The 20,568-nt window shown below is 31.1% G+C and carries 20 protein-coding genes; 8 read left to right on the forward strand and 12 right to left on the reverse strand.

Features of this window, described 5'->3' with window-relative positions; genetic code table 11:
• Window positions 1-35: 35 nt before the first annotated feature.
• From cydC to CKCE_RS02485, 6 genes are read right to left on the reverse strand one after another with little or no spacing between them, the layout of a single operon-like run.
• Window positions 36-1,724, reverse strand: coding sequence for a thiol reductant ABC exporter subunit CydC (gene cydC / locus CKCE_RS02470; RefSeq protein ID WP_041572049.1), 1,689 nt, complete (start codon window positions 1,722-1,724; stop codon window positions 36-38).
• Entirely contained in the window at window positions 1,721-2,566 is an 846-nt protein-coding gene (locus CKCE_RS04025; protein ID WP_015238745.1) for an ATP-binding cassette domain-containing protein, read from the reverse strand. Before CKCE_RS04025 ends, cydC begins: the two co-directional genes overlap by 4 nt.
• The gene (locus CKCE_RS04030) at window positions 2,566-3,459 is read right to left on the reverse strand and encodes an ABC transporter transmembrane domain-containing protein (RefSeq protein WP_015238746.1); all 894 of its coding nucleotides are present in this window, start codon (window positions 3,457-3,459) and stop codon (window positions 2,566-2,568) included. The genes CKCE_RS04025 and CKCE_RS04030 overlap by 1 nt, the downstream gene beginning before the upstream one ends.
• Before the next feature lie 24 nt (window positions 3,460-3,483).
• Complete coding sequence (cydX, locus tag CKCE_RS03945) at window positions 3,484-3,585, reverse strand: cytochrome bd-I oxidase subunit CydX (protein ID WP_148283284.1); 102 nt, start codon at window positions 3,583-3,585, stop codon at window positions 3,484-3,486.
• Window positions 3,586-3,604: 19 nt separating this feature from the next.
• A complete protein-coding gene (cydB, locus tag CKCE_RS02480) occupies window positions 3,605-4,759 on the reverse strand; it encodes a cytochrome d ubiquinol oxidase subunit II (protein ID WP_015238747.1) in 1,155 nt (384 codons plus the stop codon).
• Between the two features lie 40 nt (window positions 4,760-4,799).
• Window positions 4,800-6,356, reverse strand: coding sequence for a cytochrome ubiquinol oxidase subunit I (locus CKCE_RS02485; protein ID WP_015238748.1), 1,557 nt, complete (start codon window positions 6,354-6,356; stop codon window positions 4,800-4,802).
• Between the two features lie 647 nt (window positions 6,357-7,003).
• Here CKCE_RS02485 and lptC point away from each other — a divergent pair.
• From lptC to hprK, 4 genes are all read left to right on the forward strand, one after another.
• Window positions 7,004-7,252 carry an LPS export ABC transporter periplasmic protein LptC gene (gene lptC, locus CKCE_RS02490; RefSeq protein ID WP_015238749.1) on the forward strand — a complete coding sequence of 83 codons (249 nt, stop codon included), beginning with the start codon at window positions 7,004-7,006 and terminating at the stop codon, window positions 7,250-7,252.
• A gap of 1 nt (window position 7,253) precedes the next feature.
• On the forward strand, window positions 7,254-7,712 hold the full coding sequence (locus tag CKCE_RS02495; RefSeq protein WP_015238750.1) for a hypothetical protein: 459 nt from the start codon (window positions 7,254-7,256) through the stop codon (window positions 7,710-7,712).
• A 62-nt stretch (window positions 7,713-7,774) separates the two neighbouring features.
• Window positions 7,775-8,530, forward strand: coding sequence for an LPS export ABC transporter ATP-binding protein (lptB, locus tag CKCE_RS02500; RefSeq protein ID WP_015238751.1), 756 nt, complete (start codon window positions 7,775-7,777; stop codon window positions 8,528-8,530).
• 506 nt (window positions 8,531-9,036) lie between these two features.
• The gene (gene hprK / locus CKCE_RS02505; RefSeq protein WP_041572050.1) at window positions 9,037-9,966 is read left to right on the forward strand and encodes an HPr(Ser) kinase/phosphatase; all 930 of its coding nucleotides are present in this window, start codon (window positions 9,037-9,039) and stop codon (window positions 9,964-9,966) included.
• A 27-nt stretch (window positions 9,967-9,993) separates the two neighbouring features.
• Here hprK and CKCE_RS02510 read toward each other — a convergent pair whose 3' ends face one another.
• Window positions 9,994-10,509: a methylated-DNA--[protein]-cysteine S-methyltransferase gene (locus CKCE_RS02510; protein ID WP_015238753.1), complete on the reverse strand. Its 516-nt coding sequence runs from the start codon at window positions 10,507-10,509 to the stop codon at window positions 9,994-9,996.
• Window positions 10,502-11,440 carry a 16S rRNA (cytidine(1402)-2'-O)-methyltransferase gene (gene rsmI / locus CKCE_RS02515; RefSeq protein ID WP_015238754.1) on the reverse strand — a complete coding sequence of 313 codons (939 nt, stop codon included), beginning with the start codon at window positions 11,438-11,440 and terminating at the stop codon, window positions 10,502-10,504. The genes CKCE_RS02510 and rsmI overlap by 8 nt, the downstream gene beginning before the upstream one ends.
• A gap of 154 nt (window positions 11,441-11,594) precedes the next feature.
• On the opposite strand from rsmI, the gene CKCE_RS02520 reads away from it, so the two are divergent.
• The 4 genes from CKCE_RS02520 (at window position 11,595) to CKCE_RS02535 (ending at window position 16,059) form a co-directional block, all read left to right on the forward strand.
• Window positions 11,595-12,221: a BON domain-containing protein gene (locus CKCE_RS02520; protein WP_015389182.1), complete on the forward strand. Its 627-nt coding sequence runs from the start codon at window positions 11,595-11,597 to the stop codon at window positions 12,219-12,221.
• A gap of 209 nt (window positions 12,222-12,430) precedes the next feature.
• A complete protein-coding gene (gene argB, locus CKCE_RS02525) occupies window positions 12,431-13,327 on the forward strand; it encodes an acetylglutamate kinase (RefSeq protein ID WP_015238756.1) in 897 nt (298 codons plus the stop codon).
• A gap of 188 nt (window positions 13,328-13,515) precedes the next feature.
• Window positions 13,516-15,006, forward strand: coding sequence for a DASS family sodium-coupled anion symporter (locus CKCE_RS02530; protein ID WP_015389183.1), 1,491 nt, complete (start codon window positions 13,516-13,518; stop codon window positions 15,004-15,006).
• Between the two features lie 9 nt (window positions 15,007-15,015).
• Window positions 15,016-16,059: an Ldh family oxidoreductase gene (locus tag CKCE_RS02535; protein ID WP_015238759.1), complete on the forward strand. Its 1,044-nt coding sequence runs from the start codon at window positions 15,016-15,018 to the stop codon at window positions 16,057-16,059.
• Window positions 16,060-16,099: 40 nt separating this feature from the next.
• Here CKCE_RS02535 and rodA read toward each other — a convergent pair whose 3' ends face one another.
• The 4 genes from rodA to mreC form a co-directional block, all read right to left on the reverse strand.
• On the reverse strand, window positions 16,100-17,254 hold the full coding sequence (gene rodA, locus CKCE_RS02540; RefSeq protein ID WP_015238760.1) for a rod shape-determining protein RodA: 1,155 nt from the start codon (window positions 17,252-17,254) through the stop codon (window positions 16,100-16,102).
• Between the two features lie 49 nt (window positions 17,255-17,303).
• A complete protein-coding gene (gene mrdA / locus CKCE_RS02545) occupies window positions 17,304-19,052 on the reverse strand; it encodes a penicillin-binding protein 2 (RefSeq protein WP_015238761.1) in 1,749 nt (582 codons plus the stop codon).
• 105 nt (window positions 19,053-19,157) lie between these two features.
• Window positions 19,158-19,706 carry a rod shape-determining protein MreD gene (gene mreD, locus CKCE_RS02550; protein WP_015238762.1) on the reverse strand — a complete coding sequence of 183 codons (549 nt, stop codon included), beginning with the start codon at window positions 19,704-19,706 and terminating at the stop codon, window positions 19,158-19,160.
• Between the two features lie 5 nt (window positions 19,707-19,711).
• Window positions 19,712-20,554 carry a rod shape-determining protein MreC gene (mreC, locus tag CKCE_RS02555; RefSeq protein WP_015389185.1) on the reverse strand — a complete coding sequence of 281 codons (843 nt, stop codon included), beginning with the start codon at window positions 20,552-20,554 and terminating at the stop codon, window positions 19,712-19,714.
• Between the last annotated feature and the right edge of the window lie 14 nt (window positions 20,555-20,568).

Raw genomic sequence — 20,568 nt, forward strand, 5'->3', positions numbered from 1 at the left:
TTGAAAAAATATTTTCAATAATAGCCAAAGACTCATCAATCTTTATTAACTAACTTACCCATATTCAATCTATATATGTTGTGAAATATACCATCTGGTATTTCAGCATGTGTCACTAAAATAATACTTCTCTCATAGAATTTATTTATATTTTTTAGATCTCTGAAAAAATCTTGCTCTAGCTTATAGTCAAGACCAGCTGTTGGCTCATCCAAAATTAATATAGAAGATTTTGACAATAAAGCCCTTGCTAAACATAATCTTCTTGCTTGGCCTACTGATAAATTAGAGCCATATTCTCCTATCCAAGTATCCAACCCATATGGTAATGAATTTACAAAACTATTTAATTGCACATGAGTAAGGACCTGCCATAACTCTTCTTCACTAGCTAATGAATTACCTATAATAAGATTGCTTCTAATACTACCCATGAAAACTGGGGAATCTTGGCTAAGCAATAAAATTCTTTTATGCAATTCTGACTGAGAACTTTCCTTAATATTACAACCACCAAAACTTATTGATCCAATAGTTGGATCTTCCAATCTAATTAACAAGCTTAATAAAGTCGATTTACCAGAGCCACTTGGACCAACAATAGCAATTTTTTCTCCAATACTTAAGTCAAAACTTAAATCTTTTAAAACATAATCACTAAAACTTAATGTCCTATCACTGTGATAACTAAAACTAAGATTTTCTACCGATAAAATGCCTTGTAAAGGTAATTTTTTGGGACTAATTTGATCAGATATACTAACTTCGCTACTCAAAATCATATCGACTCTATCTGCACTACTAATTGCAGTCCCCAATTTAGTAGATCCCCTAATAATAGAATTAAATATTTCTAAGAAACCAAAAACACTTAGCAAAATCCCTACAAAAACAGGAAAATCAATTACCTTGTCATCAATATAGCAAAAAGTTACAAATAACATCCCAACTATCAATAAGCCTGCTAGCAAATTATTTAAATAAATAGCTGTACTTGAAATAATAGAATATTTTTTTTTGTTTGAAGATAGATTCTTACATAATTTATCAAAATCATACTGTCTTTGTTTAAACATATCAAATATAACAATATCAGAATGAGATCTCATTGATTCTAAAATTGATTCTCTAATTTCAGCTGAAAATTTTTGATTATTCAAACCTAATTTTTTAGAAAAAATAATTACTATGTAAGGAATAATAAAGATTGTTAAAACTATAAAAGGTAAAACAACAAATACACCTATAGGCATAAATTGTAACAAAAAGATAATAAAACAAATACTTAGTACTAAGGCTATAATCATTGGTTCTAAAAACAAAAGAAATACAGTGTCCAATGTATCTATATCATTAGTCATTCTAGAAACTAAATCTCCATTCCGATATTTTGCTAGATCTTTTGGAGTAAATCTAATTAGTGATTCAAATAGCTTTACACGAATATCTGATAAGAGATGTAATATAGCATTATGACCTGTTATTTTCTCAATATATCTTGCTATTACCTTTATAATAGAAAAAAATCTAATCAAAGCAGATGGAACAAATAGGTTAAAATACATACTAGATACAACTAAAGCAGATGCCGTTAGAAGCCACCCAGAAACATATAATAAAAAAATCCCAGACAAAATAGTTATGAATAAAAAAAGCAATGAACATAGCAAATTAAGTTTTCTATTCTTAAAAAAAATCCATAAAGTATTTAATAATAATTTCATATATTTCTAATTAAATTTTTTTCTAAAAACCACCTAATAGAAAATTTTTCAGAAACTTGTTTTGAATGAGTAACAACAAAAAGAGTTTTGTTTTGAGAGAACGAAATAATCTCTTCTATTAAGAGAAGCTCTGTTACTGCATCTAGATGTGCAGTTGGCTCATCTAATAATATAAGAGCCGGTCTTCTTAAAAATAATCTTGCAATTGATATTCTCTGGATTTGCCCTCTTGATAATCCTCTGCCATTTTTGCCTAGCATCGTATCCAAACCATCTTTTAAATTATTTGCAAAATCCAATACTAAGGATTTCCTTGCTGCTTCTAATAAGTCATTATTTGTCGCATATGGATTACCAACCATTATATTTTCAGCAATAGTACCTTCAAATATATATGGATTTTGCCCAATTAAACATGTTTGCATACGCAAGCATTTCTTCGGCCATAATTTCGAATCAGTATTGTTTAAATCAATATTACCAGAATAATCTCTAAGTCCAACTATAGCTTCCAACAAAGAGGTTTTCCCAACTCCACTAGGACCTAACAAACAAACATGTTGTCCTGGTAATATATCTAAATTAATATTTTTTAATACAGAATTAGAGTTGCCTTCATAATATAAATCTAGGTTCCTAATACTTAACTTGATTGAAACATTATTCAGCTCTTCAGAAAAACTTTTATCAGTTGATATTTCATCAATAATATTTCTATTTGGATCTAAATTAGGCAGGCCATCAAATATATTCCTAATATTATCTGATGCAGCACGAGCAGCAGCTCTATCATGATAATGTAAAGCCATTTGCCTTAATGGAAAATATATTTCCGGAGCCATTAACAAAAAAATAAACCTATTTGTAATACAAGTATATTATTACTATTGAGGAAACCTAAAAAGTTCAATCCTATATATAAAGCAACACTAGCAACACCAAGAGATGCAAAAAACTCCAATGCAGCAGATGAAATAAATGCAATCTTTAAAACATCCAATGTACTATATCTTAAAGAATCACAAACCTCCTTCAAATAGGTTAATTCTGATTCTTCCCTGCCATACATTTTAAGAGTATCTAAACCTCTTACTCTGTCAGCAAAAAAACCTGATAATCTAGCAAAAGATTTCAAATGTTTTTTACTTGCTTCTTCTGCTCCAAATCCAATTAGAGCCATAAATAACGGTATTAAAGGAATAGTAACCAATAATAATATCCCAATTATTCTATCAAAGAATATAATAAAAATAGAAAATGCTATAGGAGTAACAACAGCATTTATTACAACTGGAACATACTTAGAAAAGAAACCATCTAAAACTTCTACCTGATCAATTATACTAGCAGCAATTTCGCCTGAAATTTTGGCCTTAGACCATTGTGGACCCTGGCTCCATATGCGATAAAATAATAATTGTCTTATATGATATTTAATGTTTTCTGACGCAAATATACCGGCCATGTCGCCTAAATAAATAGCAGTATATCTTAATAAATACAAAAATATAAAAACAAATATTTGTTTATACAAATCTGAAATTGTCAAATGCTCTATAACGATACCTGATACTATTTCAGAAAAGAACCATAATTGCAAAATCAAAAAAACGCCACTTACCAACGGTGCTAATATAGCAACAAACATTGGAAGAGGCGTGAATCTGACTAACCCTCTAAGCCAAGACCCTAGGGCCTTGGCTATCTCTTTCGGCAATTTATTTTTTATTTCCACAGAAAAAAATCATAATTATAATGTTTAATTATCTTCCGCTTTATTTTGATATTCAAATAAAACAGCACTAATTATGCTAAGAGAAGCAGCAAAACATAGGCCAATTATCCATGAAAAATACCACATAAAACTCTCCGAAATATTATTAATAAGAATTTGGTGTTTCATTAACAGAAGTTTCTGTAACAACTCCTCTCATAACCCTATATACCCAAGCTGTGTACAATAATACAATTGGCAATAAGAATATTGCTACTAACAACATAATCCACAAAGTTAAGCAACTTGAAGAAGCATCCCATAAGGTTAAACCTCCTCTACAATCACCTAAAGACGATGGCAATAAGAAAGGAAATAAGGAAATCCCAACAGTCACTATAATACCTATTATTGCACAAGTAGAACCAAAGAAAGCTACCCTGTAACTCTTACTTAGGAAACCCATAATAGATAACAAAGAACCAATAATTCCTAAAATAGGAACTAGCCATACAGCAGGAAACTTATCATAGTTAAGCAACCATGCTCCTTTCTTAACTTCTACTATCTTCAACAAAGGATTCGAAGCAGCATTATAATCTATATTATTCACTATAACTTGACCGTCCAAGCTCTTTACCCAAAAACCACCTGCTATAAAAAGCAAAGCTGTCAACAAAGCAAAAATAACTCCGAATTTCCAGGCTCGATCCTGAATAACACCATCAGTTTTAATTGATAAAAAAGCTGCTCCATGTGTTACTAACATAGACACACTCAAAAGACCAGCCAACAATGCAAAAGGACTAAATAACTGCAAAAAGGAACCTTCATAAATAACACGCAAAGTAGCTTGATCAAAACCTAGTGGAACTCCTAATATAACATTACCAACAGCCACCCCAAACACAAGTGAGGAAACTAATCCAGTAAATGATAATGCCATGTCCCATGAATTTCTCCAAGATGGAGATTCTATTTTACTTCGATACTTGAAAGCAACAGGTCTTATTATTAAAGCTACTAATAGCAAGAGCATAGCCAAATAAAAACCAGAAAAAGAAGCTGCATATATTAATGGCCAAGCAGCAAAAATAGCACCTCCTGCAGTTATAAGCCAGACTTGATTGCCTTCCCATATTGGCCCGACTACATTTATGACAACTCTTCGTTCATTATCACTCTTTGCTACTAAAGGAAGTATAGCGACAATCCCAAGGTCAAAACCATCAGTTAACGCAAAGCCAATTAGCAAAACTCCCAATAGCACCCACCAAATTACCCGCAAAGTCGCATAATCTAAAAACATGATAGATTCCATAACAATCTCTCTTTAATTATTGAATTTCATTCTGTTTATTTTATCGAGAAGTTATTTCAGAAATAGAAACATCATCTGCTAATACCGGCCCTTTTCTAATAGCATTCAACATAACTTTAAAACCCAATATAAATAAAACTGTATATATTAATAAAAATATTGCCAAGCTAATTGAAAGGTCTAAAATAGTCAAACCAGAAGCGGCATAACAAGTAGGAAGAACTCCTTCAATAACCCATGGCTGCCTACCATACTCTGCAACTAACCAACCACAGTCTATTGCGACCCAAGGAAGAGGTAAAGTAAATAATGCTAATTTCAAAAGAAATTTAGATTTACAAAGTTTGTTCTTCCATGATAGCCATAAAGATACTGAGAATAAAACTATGAAATAAAAACCTAACAACACCATAATTCTAAAGGCATAGAATAAATAAGTTATACCACCAGGAATTACATAAGAGGCAGCTTTATCGATATCTTCGTCTGTTATATTATTAAAATCTGATTTATAACGCTTTAGCAAAAGACTATATCCAAGATCATTCCAATGAGCATCAAATATTTTCCTAGCTTCATCATCTTGAGGATTAGATCTAATTTTTTCAAGTGAATTATACGCAAGAAGACCATTTTTTATTCTAATCTTAGCTAACTCTACCAAATCATTAATACCAATTAATTTTTCATCTAACGAGCGAGTTGCTATTATACCCATCAAGTATGGGATCTTGATCTCAAAGTCATTCTTCTTTTTTTCTGCATTAGGCCATGCCAATAAATTAAAACCAGCTGGAGCAGGCTCAGTTTCCCACATAGACTCAATAGTAGCAAGCTTCATTTTCTGATGATCACTAGCTAAATAACCGCTCTCATCACCTAATATAACTGCTGATATAGAACCACAAAAACCAAATGCTACAGCAACAGCAATAGATCGCTTAGCGATATCAGTATATTTATTTTGTAATAAATACCATGCACTAATAGCAAAAACAAATACTGCACCAGTTATATAACCAGCGCTAACAGTATGCACAAATTTTGACTGAGCAACAGGATTAAGAAGAACCGCAGCAAAATCTGTCATTTCCATACGCATAGTATCTGGATTAAAAACAGCACCAACTGGATTTTGCATCCAAGCATTAGCAATTAAAATCCATAAAGCTGAAAGATTTGAACCTATAGCAACTAACCAGGTTGCTATCAAATGACTAATTTTTGATAAACGATTCCATCCAAAGAAAAATAATCCTACAAAAGTTGCTTCTAAGAAAAAAGCCATTAAACCTTCGATAGCAAGGGGAGCTCCAAAAATGTCACCAACATAGTGACTATAATACGACCAGTTCATGCCGAACTGAAACTCCATCACCACACCAGTCGCAACACCAAGAGCAAAATTTATACCAAATAATGTCCCCCAGAACATCGTTATTCGCTTCCATACTTCTTTACCTGTGATTACATAGACGCTTTCCATTATTGCTACTAATACCGACAACCCCAATGTTAAAGGGACAAAGATAAAATGATAAAAAGCCGTGGCAGCGAATTGAAATCTAGACAGGTCAACTACATCAATATCAAACATTAAATCGCCCCTTAATACAAAGATAAGCAAATAGATTTAGATAAAAATAGCAAGTTTGCTAAAACCTTGTCTTAAAAACAAATTATTTAACAAAATAAAAACAATTCACTTTAAAACCGTAATATTATAGCTCACCTTGCAAAAGACTAATAATATTATGTTGTCTTATGACAATATATTAGAATAAAACTTCATATTTAAATACAAAAATAAATTAGATAAGCCATAACAAATTTCACTAAATCACATAAAAACTTGAATAACTACTAAAGGACAAAGTAGTCGCTGTATCAAATCAAGAGAAATGCTGATAATATCCATACAATTTAATATAGTAGCTAAGGATTTGATTTTTTAAATTAATCAAAAAAATTATATATTTTAAATAAAAGATAAATAAACAACAGACCATTGTTGTCAATGGTTATTTACAATGCAAATTAAATTACCATAAATAAAATAATTTCAGGTCATCAAATACAATAATAAAAGTTCAATAAAAAACCAGATAGAACTATTTCTTCTAAAAAAATTAAATGCTGAACATATTAATGATGATAAATCTTTGATAAAATATCTGACTTAGCTATAAAAAGAAAACTACTAAATATGTAAAACTCTATAAAATCACAAATGATGGTTTAAACATGGCAGCAACAAGAACATTAATGATTATATTATTACTAATCAGTTGGTCTCTGCTCTCTGAATACAACCGTATAGAAACAGAAGAAAAAAACTGCAAACAAAAAGCTGTAGGCACAAACTTTAAAATCATAAAAACTGATTCTGAAGGACATATCAAAAAAGTATTAACAGGAGATAGTATTACACAGATAAATAACAAAGATATTGAAGCTATAAAACCTAATATTAATATTTCAAAAAGATCTTAAAATGTCCGATTGGAACGTTACTAGAATCAAGTATTGTTCTATTTTTTTATCAATAACTAGCATTGTTTATATACTAATAAATGCTGCCATGGCTGCAAATATAACAATAAAAAATGAATGGCAAATTAATGAAACAATAATAGCGGCCAGTAGTTTTTATTATGATAAAAATAAGAAATTATACAAATTTTGCAAAGATGCCACCCTATCTAATAATCTATTTAAGATTACAGCAGATGAAATTTTTCTTGATGACATTAGTCAAGTTTATGAGGCAAGGTCATTAAACAGCGTTGCTTTCTATTTATCAAATCAACTAGGATATGATCTAATAAATGGAATATGTAGTGATCTTAAATATAACAATGTTACAAATACACTATATCTAAGCGGCAAAGTAAAAATAATTTATCTAGATCTGCATATCGCGACGAATAAAGAGATAAATATTGTAAAGTAAATAATGAATTTTATTGAATACTAGCTACTATTCTTAACCCAGTATTATGAAAAATCCAACATATGAAAAATGATGATAGTAGAAAAATAAGAACTCTAAAGGCATCTAAACTAAAGAAAATTTATAATGAAAGAATTTCGGTTAATGACATCTCTTTAGAAATAAGCAGTAATGAAATTGTAGGCTTACTAGGTCCTAATGGATCAGGTAAGACAACAATTTTCTATATGATTCTAGGACTAGTACCAGTAGATTCAGGCTTAATTGAAATTGATTCTACTAATATAACAAATTTTCCAATACATAAAAGATCTAGAATGGGTTTATCTTATTTACCACAAGAAGCTTCAATATTTAGAAACCTTAATGTAGAACAAAATATCAAAGCTATATTAGAAATATCTAGCAATAAGAGCTTATCTAAGAATGAGATTAATCACCATACAGATTTATTACTAGAAGAATTGCAAATAACTAGATTACGTAAAGCGATGGCTCTCTCTCTGTCTGGAGGAGAAAGAAGACGTGTAGAAATAGCAAGAGCATTAGCAACAAATCCAAAATTCTTACTTTTAGATGAACCATTTGCTGGAGTTGACCCTGTGTCTATTATCGAGATACAACAAATTATAACTTTTCTAAAAAACCGTGGCGTAGGAGTATTAATCACAGACCATAATGTAAGAGAGACACTGAAAATTTGCAACAGAGCCTATATCATTAACAACGGGAAAGTTGTAACTAGCGGTAGCCCATCGGAAATAGTAACAAATCACTCTGTAATAAAAGTATACCTAGGAAATAATTTCCAATTATAACATCGACAAGTTTGCCCATTTATTAAACTAATTAGTATATTGAATCATCAACACAAGTATATATAAAGAGAGAAAAAACAAACTAAATATACAAATTAAATAAAACAAAAAATAATTTATCTTTTAACTTCTACAGAGAATATAGGATATATGTTTGACATAATACTACCAATTAAAAATATTAAACTCCTCAACAAACAACAAAAAAATCACTTAAAATAGCCAGAATGCTTTCAAAAAACAATAGAATTACTAAAGTCACCAATTCTTACTCAGTATTTACATAAGAAAAACAGCTACACAAATATCAATGCAATATATAACTTATGTTATCATAACCATCTTATATTTTTATATATCCTTTGATTTCTTCATAGGGCCTTCAAAATCAATTTCCTTGTTAATCAAAAGCAAGCAATCACTAAAACAATCGAAGGGAAAATATATCTATTTCCATTCTTTGCAAAAAAATCATAATTTTTTTAAAAACTATTAAGAATATGACAATGCTTACACTAAAAGAAATAATAACTGAAAATAATGAAGAGATTGGATTCCAATGGATAACTGGACAAGAATATGAAAAAAAATATATATCATATGGGGACAAGGCTTCAGCAACAAGCCTCATAGGACATTTAAACTTAATTCATCCTTCTAGAATCCAAGTATTAGGAAATGAAGAACTTGAGTATTATACTCGACTAGATGTAAACAGAAGACTATATATCATTGAGGAATTAGCCACTGGGAATGTTTCTGCAATATTAATAGCAAACAATTTGCCAATACCAAATGACCTAATAGAAAAATGCTCCTATTATAAAATACCATTGTTATCTACTAAAACTGATACTGCTCAATTAATAGACTTATTGCGATCTTATATAGACAAAAAACTAGCACCAACTGAGATAATACATGGTGTATTCTTGGATGTGTTTGGAATAGGAGTGTTAGTTATAGGAGAATCAGGTCTCGGAAAAAGTGAACTTGCCCTTGAATTAATTTCAAGAGGTCATGGCTTAATTGCAGATGATGCTGTAGAGTTATTTCAAATTGCACCAAATTTTATAGAAGGAAGATGTCCCTCACTTTTGCAAAATCTATTGGAAGTTAGAGGTTTAGGATTGCTTGATATAAAGACTATATTCGGAGAAATCGCTGTTCGAAGAAAAATGCGTCTTAAGCTTATAGTACACTTGCTAAGAACTGTTGCGAATGATAACTATGAAAGGCTACCTCTTCAAAATAATATAACACAAGATGTTTTAGGAGTCCCTATAAGAAAAGTTATGATACAGGTTGCAGCTGGACGTAACTTAGCTGTAATTGTAGAAGCAGCAGTTAGAGATATGATACTCAAAATGAGGGGAATAGACACTCTAAATGATTTTATAAATAGACAAGCTATAGCAATATTGAATAATAATTGATATATAATTAAATCTTAATTAATAATATCAAACTTCATATTTTTTTCTGCAATATGCATATGATATAAAATTCTCTCTATATAATAGAACCTTTTTTCGCCATAGTCCTTGTGCAAAACCTTTCAATTGATTATTCTTCCCAATAACACGATGACAAGGAATGAATATCACGATTGGATTTTTAGAAATCGCTGTACCTACTGCTCTATATGCTTGATTAATCCCTATATTTCTAGCTATATCACCATAACTTACAGACATACCAAAAGGTATAGTACTTAAAGATTCCCATACCTTGTTCTGAAAAGAAGTTCCATACGGCTTCAACGGCACACTAAAGCTAGTTCTATCACCTAAAAACCATTGTTTCAATTCTAAAATAGCATGATCTAATAAATTATCTTCTTGTATTCTTATCATAGAATGATCTTTAATCTTTTCAGATTTTGAATCTAAAAAATAAGCTCCAACAATACTGTTTTCAGAAGAAACTATTCTTATGGGCCCCAAAGGAGTAAAGTCATCTTTATAAAACTTATACATTTTTTGAAACTAATTTTATAGAATGTTCATAAAGTTTACTTTTAGAAACACCTGTTGTTTTGGCTATCACCTTAATTATGTCACTCAAAGATAATCCATCTGAGATTAAAGACAAGATATCATCATCGAAGCTACCAATTAATTCGTCATTATTATTATGATCTTGGCTCGAATGAATTATTACAACAAATTCTCCTTTATTGTCGTATTTTGTTGCAAATTTCTCAAGATAATGCTGCAACTGAAAAGTGGAAATTTCTTCAAATTTTTTTGTTAACTCTCTCGCTATTGTTACAAGTCTTAATGGACCGAAGATATCAAGCAGATCATTTAAACTACTAACTATCCTATGAGGAGAATCAAACATTACCAAAGGAATGTTTAGATTCTTATTTTTTTTAAAAAAGCTCAATCTCTGAATACGTTTAGTTGGGATGAATCCAGCAAAAAAATAACCAGGGTTCTCATAGTTTGTTATTCCAGCACCCATTAAGGCTGTTGTCACCGCACTAGCCCCGGGAATAGGCACAACCTTATAACCTTGATTTCTAACAAATTCTATAACTGTTGAACCAGGATCACTGATTACTGGAGATCCTGCATCAGATACTAAAGCTACCCTATTACCTGATGATAATTCTTTACAAATTTTAACCGCAACTTCTTTCTCACTATATTTATGTGCAGAAATCAATGTTTTTTTTATCCCATAAAAATTAAATAAAATATTACTTACTCTAGTGTCTTCAACAGCTATCAAATCCATAATATTCAAACAAAATAAAGCTCTCAAAGTAATATCACCGAGATTACCAATGGGAGTTGCTACTATGTATAAAACAGATCGTGGCCAGCTTTGTAAACTAATATTATCTAAAGAATTAACTATCTTACTTACATAAACATCAGAATATTTTTTTTCACTTAACATAAACTTAGACTATATATTATGAAAACATAAAACAATAAATTTCATATAAATATTCAAACAAAACTATAATTAAAGAATTATTAGTTATAATCAATTTGAAAAGATTTATGACTAAATAAGTTTTAATAGAAATTACATATATGAAAATTACAAAATGATATCAAACCAAAACAGACTTATAAAACATTGTTTTAAACTATTTTTAACTTTAATTATAGCATCATCATTATCAGCATGTTCATTGATGCCAGTTATTATAGGAGGAACAACATTAACAACTATATCATTAGTCAGTGATAGAAGAAATATGCTTACTCAAATTGAGGATTGTGCTTTAGAAATAAAAATAAACAATGCTATTAATAAAGCCTTAAAAAACAATAACTCTCAAAAATTTGCGATAAATGTAAAATCCTATAATAAAATGGTATTGATTACAGGATATGTAGAAAAATCGTCAGACATCGCACTTGTAGGCAAAAAATCTTCTTCAATTAGCAATGATATTATGATAATTAATCAATTGCAGGTTAGAAAACCTACCAATTCTTTTGAAAGATCAAAAGAAAGATTCTTAGCTTCAAAAATCAAAGCATCTTTATTAAGAAACAAGGATGTGCCATCTGCTACAATAAATATTATTGCTGATCAAAAAAGAGTATTCCTTATGGGAAGAGTTACTAGACTTGAAGGAGAAAAAGCAGCTCGCATAGCAGCTAATACTAATGGAGTAGAGCATGTTATCAAATTATTCGAATATATAGATAATAAAAATAAATAATCCTTAACAAAAATCCCTCCGTCTTTGAAAACATTCAATATAATATTTAATATCCAAGGTGATTAATGTTAATATTAGTTTATAATAAACATGATATGGAGAATTAAATTCCTAAACAGAAAAATATTTTATGATTATGCAAGTATCTTAGATAAGTCATAAATTTCCATTAAACAAATTGATTTATTAAATACTTATATCTTTTTATTATGAATGATATCTATAATAACATGCACAAAATTTCCTCAGAAATAAAAGCCTGTATTCTCTCTGAAGCGCTACCATATATTAGAAAATTCCATGGAAAAACCATAGTAATTAAATATGGCGGCAATGCAATGACTGATAGTAATCTACAAAGAAGCGTAGCAAACGATCTAGTGCTTCTAAAACTAGTAGGATTAAAACCAGTCTTAGTACATGGTGGCGGACCTCAAATTGATAATGCTCTTCTTAAAATAGGCAAAAAAGGTTCTTTTATAGAAGGGATGAGGGTTACAGATTCTGAAACAATGGAAGTTGTTGAATGGGTGCTTGGTGGTCAAGTTCAACAAGATATTGTAATGATGATTAATGAGTTTGGTGGTAAAGCTGTAGGATTAACAGGTAAAGATGGAACATTAATTCAAGCAAGAAAAAAACTTATTCCTAGTAAAGAAGATGTCAGTAAATTTCTAGATCTAGGATTTGTTGGAGAAGTTGATAAAATTGACACCTCAGTTGTAAAAGCATTACAAAATGATCAGTTTATTCCAGTAATATCACCCATTGGTTATGGAGAAGATGGAACTGCTTATAATATTAATGCTGATCTTGTTGCTGGCAAACTTGCAGAAACATTAAAAGCTGAAAAATTAATTATGATGACTAATACAAGTGGCGTTCTAGATAAAAATGGAAAACTGTTAAGAAATCTTACAGAGATAGAAATTGAACGTTTGTTCAATGATGGCACAATTTCTGGCGGAATGATGCCGAAAATATCATCTGCACTAGAAGCAACAAAAAACGGAGTTAATTCCGTTCATATAGTAGACGGCAGAGTACATCATTGTTTACTTTTAGAATTATTAACTGATCAAGGAGTAGGTACCATGATTTCATAAATAAGTATTTTATGAAATTTGCTTAGCATTATGTTAGTAAAATAAAATTTCTTAGATATATATTTATCAACTTGTTTTGATTAATATCAATAAAATATCTAAAAAATTTCTGTCAGAAGTATTAAAATTAGTATTTTAATTGTTGATTTTCTTTTTAAACTTAAATTAAGCTGTATTGGAGAGTAAGTATGACTAAGTCAAAAGCAATTCCTCCCTCCCCAGCGGGCAAATCTAAGCTTCCCATTGGATTATTGATGGGAGTCTTTGCTCTTATTGGGGTTCTTTTAATGCCTCTGTCGGGAGATCTTCCGGTAGCAGGACATCGTATGCTAGCAATATTGGCTTTTGCTGTGATTGTTTGGGTTACTGAAGCTGTTTCATATGAAGCTAGTGCAATAATGATTACAGTTTTAATGGCCTTCTTAATAGGAACGGCCCCTAATGTTAAGAATCCAGATGTTCTATATGGAACATCAACAGCTATGGGTTTTGCATTATCTGGGTTTTCTAATTCCGCATTAGCATTAGTTTGGGGAGCCCTATTTATTGCTGGAGCCATGACTTTTACAGGGCTTGATAAAAGAATAGCTTTATATACTTTATCAAAAGTTGGAACCAGCACTAAACGTATTATGATTGGAGCTATAGCAGTTACAATTATACTTAGCTTAGCTGTTCCTAGTGCAACTGCAAGAAGTGCTGCTGTTGTACCAATCATGATGGGCATAATAACATCTTTCGGCATTAATAAAAGATCAAACATAGCTGCTGGAATAATGATAGTAGTAGCACAAGCAACAGGCATATGGAATATAGGAATTAAAACTGCCTCAGCACAAAATCTACTTACCTCTGGATTTATGAGTAAAATGCTGGGAGAAGCCCCTTCTTGGTCTGATTGGTTCTTGGCCGGAGCTCCTTGGTCAGCAATTATGTCAGTATTCCTAATAGCATTAGTTCTAAAAATGTTACCACCAGAACCTAATGGCATAACCTTTGGAAAAGAAGCTGTAGAGAAATCTCTTGTAGAACTTGGTCCAATGAGTTCTCCACAAAAACGTTTGCTACTAATTTCTCTATTTTTGCTGTTTTTCTGGGCTACCGAAGGTAGTTTGCATAATTTTGATACTACATCAACAACATATGTAGGTTTGGTGTTATTAATAATGCCTGGTTTTGGTGTAATGTCATGGAAAGATATACAATCTCGTATACCTTGGGGTACAGTAATAGTATTTGGTATAGGTGTAAGCTTAGGAACAACCCTACTAACCACAGAAGCTGGTCAATGGTTAGGAAAACAAGTTGTTTTAAATACAGGTATAGATCAATTCTCTCCTGTCGCTATCTTTGCTATTTTAGCCGCATTCTTAATTATAATACATCTTGGTTTCGCTAGCGCTACAGCCTTAGCATCAGCTTTGTTACCAATAATAATATCAGTTTTAACAACAATGCCTGGTGACTTTAACAGAGTAGGCATAACTATGTTATTAGGGTTTGTTGTAAGTTTTGGATTTATTTTGCCAATAAATGCACCTCAAAACATGGTTTGTTTAGCTACAGAAACATTTAATGTTAAGCAGTTTGCAATTATAGGAACAATTATAACCATAGTAGGGTATCTTCTAATGTTACTATTTAGTGTTACTTACTGGCATTGGTTAGGACTTTTATAGGCTAAAAATATGAAACTAGATATCCAACAAGCTATTACTTTTGGTCAAAAAATACTAATAGCACAGGGAGTACCTGTGGATATTGCATTTGACGTTTCTGAACATTTAGTTACTTCCGATCAAGTAGGATATACAAGCCATGGTTTGTCTATCCTACCAACTTATCAGAAAGTTTTAGCAAATGGCTTTATTAAAGCAGATGGTAGGCCAGAACTTTTTAACGATCAACCTGCTATTCTAGGTTTTAACGGGAATAAAGGCTTTGGTCAACATGTTGGAAAAGTTGTTATAAAACAAGCAATTGACCGTGCAAATAAACATGGTCAATGCATAGTTACAGTTAATAACTGCCATCATTTAGGAAGAATGGGCTATTATGGAGAAATAGCAGCAGCATCTGGAATGATTTTGCTAGCATTTACTAATGTCATTAATCGTGAGCCTACAGTAGCTCCTTATGGAGGGGCTACTGCTAGAATGACTACAAATCCACTATGTTTTGCAATACCATTACCAAATGGGCGCCCCTATTTCATAGTTGATATGGCAACCAGTTCTATGGCTATTAATAAAGCTAGGGTTTTAGCTACTAAAGGACTTAAAGCTGATAATGGAAGTATGATAGATGCTAATGGTAAACCAACCAATGATCCAAATGTTTTGTTCACAAATCCACCAGGTGCATTATTGCCGTTTGGTGCACATAAAGGATATGCATTAGGTTTAACTGCGGAACTGTTAGCAGGTATCCTAACAAATGGTGGTACTATCCAGCCTGGTAATCCAAGGCTAGGAGCTGCTATGAATAATATGTTTGCCATAATTATTAACCCTGACCTTGTAAATAAAAACAATAACTGGAAAGATTTAGAGAGTAATGCTTATATAGACTACTTGCATTCTTGTCCACCACAGCCTGGAATTGATAAAGTTCAATATCCTGGTGAGTATGAATACAATAGCAAAGTTAATAATAACGAATCTATAGAGTTTGAAGATTCAATTTGGAAAAACATATCGTCCTTAGCAACTAAACTTAATGTTACTTTGTAAATCAGTTATTTCTAGTACAAAGGATTTAAACATAAAGATATTAAATCCTTTGTACTTTTGTTTTAGATTCATTTTTAATATTCATTAAAAGACCACAAGATATCCCTATATTTAAAAATGCTGACCCACCGTAACTCATAAAAGGTAATGGAACACCTACTACAGGTAATATTCCAGTTACCATTCCTATATTTACAAATACATAAACAAAAAACATCATTGATATAGAAGCTGATAATAATCTAGAAAATGAAGTTTTTGCTGACATAGATATTTTTAAACCAAATAAAATTAATAAAAAATATATAATTAGCAAAAAAACACAACCATATAAACCAAACTCTTCTGCAAATACAGCAAAAATAAAATCAGTCATCCTTTCTGGAATAAAATCCAAATGTGACTGGGTACCTTGCATATAACCTTTTCCATATAAACCTCCAGATCCAATAGCTATCATAGATTGTATTGTATGAAATCCATTTCCTAAAGGATCAGACAAAGGGTTTAATAAAGTACAAATTCTATTCTTTTGATAATCATGAAAAAAAAACCAACTAACGTCTGAAGTACAAAGAAAATCTTTATAAAAAAGCAATATACATATTAAAGAAATAACTAATACTACAATAGGAACTATTATTCTGAATGATAATCCAGCAAAATAAATAACAAAAAAGCCTGATGCTAATACTAACAAAGATGTTCCTAAATCTGGTTGTAGAATAATAAGCGAAAATGGCACCATCAAAATTACAAATGCAATAAAAAAATCTCTTTTATGCAATCTATCATTATTTTGCACTTTATCAAAATACCATGCTAACATCATAGGTACAGCAATTTTCAACATTTCTGAAGGCTGTATTCTCGTAAACCCTATACTTAACCAACGAGTTGCTCCCTTAGTAGTTTCTCCAAAAAACTCTACGCACAAAAGTAGAAATACGCCAAATATGTAAAAAGGCAATGAAAAATTTTTCAACCATGCTGGAGGAAGCATAGAAACAAAAAGCATTGCTGAAAATGCAATAATACAATTATATATTTGAGCTGAAAAACGCAAATCATAGTACCCCACAGCTGACCGCAAAGCAACTAGACCCACAATAGAAAGAGCAAAATATATAAATAATATAAAAAAATCCATACTATTGATGAATCTATGAAAAATATCGTAAAAAGAAAATTTCATAAAAACCCTTCTATCCTTCTATATAAGCAAATACTATCTTCAGATAACACTAATTATTATTTAATAACCAATAATCAAAAATTTTACGAGCTATAGGGGCAGCTTCTTTTGAACCCCACCCACCATTTTCAACAATAATAGCTACAGCAATCTTAGGATTATCTGAAGGAGCAAACCCCATAAATAAGGCATGATCACGTAGTTTCTCATCTATGAATTTAGCATTGTATTTACTACCTCGCAAACTAAATACTTGAGCAGTTCCTGTTTTTCCTGCTACAGAATAAGGAGCTCGTAAGAAAGCATTTTTAGCTGTACCATAATTTATGACATCTTTCATAGCAGATTTTATGAAACTAACATTATCATAATTTAACGGCACTTGATGTAATGGTTCATAAAAGATTCTTTCTTCATTTTCTAAAGTAGGTGACTTAGTTTTATAAACTAAATGAGGTTTTCTATATAATCCATTATTTGCTAAAACAGTAAGACCCTGTGCCAATTGTAATAAAGTAAATGAATTGTAACCCTGGCCAACCATTAGAGAAATAGTATCTCCTAAATACCATTTTTGCATTTTTTTGTTAGAATATTTTTTACGTTTCCACTCAGTTGATGGTAGAATCCCTTGTTTTTCACCATCTAAATCTATATCTAATTTTTGACCAAAACCGAACTGTTTAATAAAATCGTGTAGTTCATCAACACCTATATCTAGGCCAAGCGAATAAAAATATGTATCTGAAGAAACAACTATAGCTTTATACATATCGACCAAACCATGAGCAATACTGCCTGGATTACGAAACTTCTGACCACCACATTCAAAATACCCTGGATCCATAATTTTATCATTAGAACTTCTTTTTCCTAACTCTAAAGCTGCCAAAGCTACGAATGGCTTATAAACAGACCCTATTGGATAGGTTCCATATAATGCCCTATTTATTAATGGATAATCATGTGAGTTATTAAGTGAGTCCCAGCTATTTTTATCTATACCGTCTATAAATAAATTTGGATCAAATGATGGCACAGAAACCAATGCCAAAATTTCCCCTGTATTTGGATCTATTGCAACAACAGCTCCTTTTTTAGAGGCAAAAGCATTATAAATAGTCTTTTGTAATCCTATATCTATAGAAAGAAAAATATCTTTACCTGGAATAGGATCTACTGACTTTAAAATACGAACAGGTTTTCCTGCTGCTGTTACCTCTACTTCTTTAAAACCTGTATAACCATGCAAAGTTGTTTCCCAAGTTTTTTCTATACCTTTCTTCCCGATTAATTGACTACCACGATAATTAGCTATTTTACTATCATCTAAAATTCTAAAATCATTATCAGATATTCTACCTATATAACCAACAACATGAGAAACTTCATAACAATAAGGATATTCTCTTATCCATCTTGACTTTATTTTTAATTCTGGAAACTTAAAGGCATGGGAAGCAAACCAAGAAACTTCAAATTCGTTTAACTTATTTCGAATAATTATAGGCTTATATCTACCATACTCTATAACCTGACGAGCTATTCTTCGCTTATTGTTTTCACTAATTTTAATTGCTGGTTCCAATTCTTTGAATAAAGATTCTAACTTGTCAGCTTTTACTGAAGACATCTCTAATGTATAAACACAATTACTACAAGCAAGAATCTCACCATTACGGTCAAAAACACTACCCCTCTTAGGAGGCATAGGAACAACAGCTATACGATTATTGTCTGCTTTCTCAGACAAACCTTCATATAAACTAACTTGCAAATACCATAATCTAACTATCAATATACAAAAACCAAATAAAAAAATAAAATACCTATTATTATTCTTTCCGAGAATTTTTTTAGTACTTTTACTTGATTATTAAGCTCAAACATAGAAAACAAATTATTAAACTGTTGGCGAATCAGAAATAACCTCTGGACGTTGAGGAATAAGTAAAAACCAACCAACCAATGGCCACATCAAAAGAATGAACATAACTTCTTTTGACCATCCCCATCCTACCCAACGAATATTTATCCAAGAAACAAAAAGTTTACTAATAAACGAAGAAAAAAATAATATAGGAGCAATATGCACAGTTTGGCTAAATAATCCAAAACGTAATAATCTTTTACGAATTACTAAAGCAAAATAAGAAAAAAGGGTAAAGAATAAGGCATTTTCTCCTAAAAAAAATGTTCCTTGTACGTCTACCAAAATACCAAAACAAAAAGCAGTTAATAATCCTATTCTTGAAGAGTCATGCACACACCAAAACACTATTACCGTAACTAATAAATTCATAGAAAAAAAAGGTACTAAAGATAACATCCAAGATAAAAATATACTACTCCAAACAAATTTAGCCTGAGCTGGTCTAGCTACTTTATCAGGTTCAACATTACTTGGCATACCAATTCTTCTATGTTGGGATAAATGTTTATCTGTTTTCATTTTATTTAATTTATTTCTATTTTTAAAACAATAAAGTGACGATAATATTCAGGATGAGCAACAGATTCAGCAATAGCGCGGGAATATCCCGATATATGATCTTTTTCAACTTTTATAACTTTAGCCACAGGTAACCCAACTGGGAAAATACCTCCTATCCCACTCGTTACCAACAAATCATCAATTTTTATATCAAAATTATCAGTCAAATAACGTACTTCCAATAAGCCAGGTATTCCCAACCCAAAAGTGATCAAACGAAGACCATTTCTAGTTATCTGCACTGGAACCGATACATTATGATCAGATACTAAAGCCGCTTCAGAAGTTACTGGAGTTACCCTAATAATTTGACCTACAACACCTCCTTCACTAATTACAGACATTCCGGGAGAAACACCAACTTTACTACCTTTATTAAAAATCAGATGTTGGCTAAAACTATTATTCGACTCATATAAAATCTCAACTACTATTGAAGATTCCTTTATAACATCTGTAATCCCTAGTAATTTACGTAGTTTATAATTTTCTGCTGTCAGCTGTGAAAGTCTTGTTGTAATTTGGGCCATTTCAATATATTGCTTTTGCAACAACTCATTTTCTCTACGTATCATATTTGCTGCATTAAACCAGTTATTAATACGTTGGAAAATATCTCTAGGAATCAGAACTATACGCTGAAAAGGATAAATAACAACTGACACTAGTTTCCTAACTGGTTCTACCGTGTTAGGAAATCTAGCATCACAAGTTAATAAAATTAAAGCTACTAATAAAGCAATAAACAGCTTGATTTCTAAAGATATTCCACGCCTAAATAAAGGCCGTATCCCTTGACGCTGCATATCCATGTATTACT

The organism is Candidatus Kinetoplastibacterium crithidii (ex Angomonas deanei ATCC 30255) (genome assembly GCF_000319225.1).
Lineage (GTDB): Bacteria > Pseudomonadota > Gammaproteobacteria > Burkholderiales > Burkholderiaceae_B > Kinetoplastidibacterium > Kinetoplastidibacterium crithidii_B.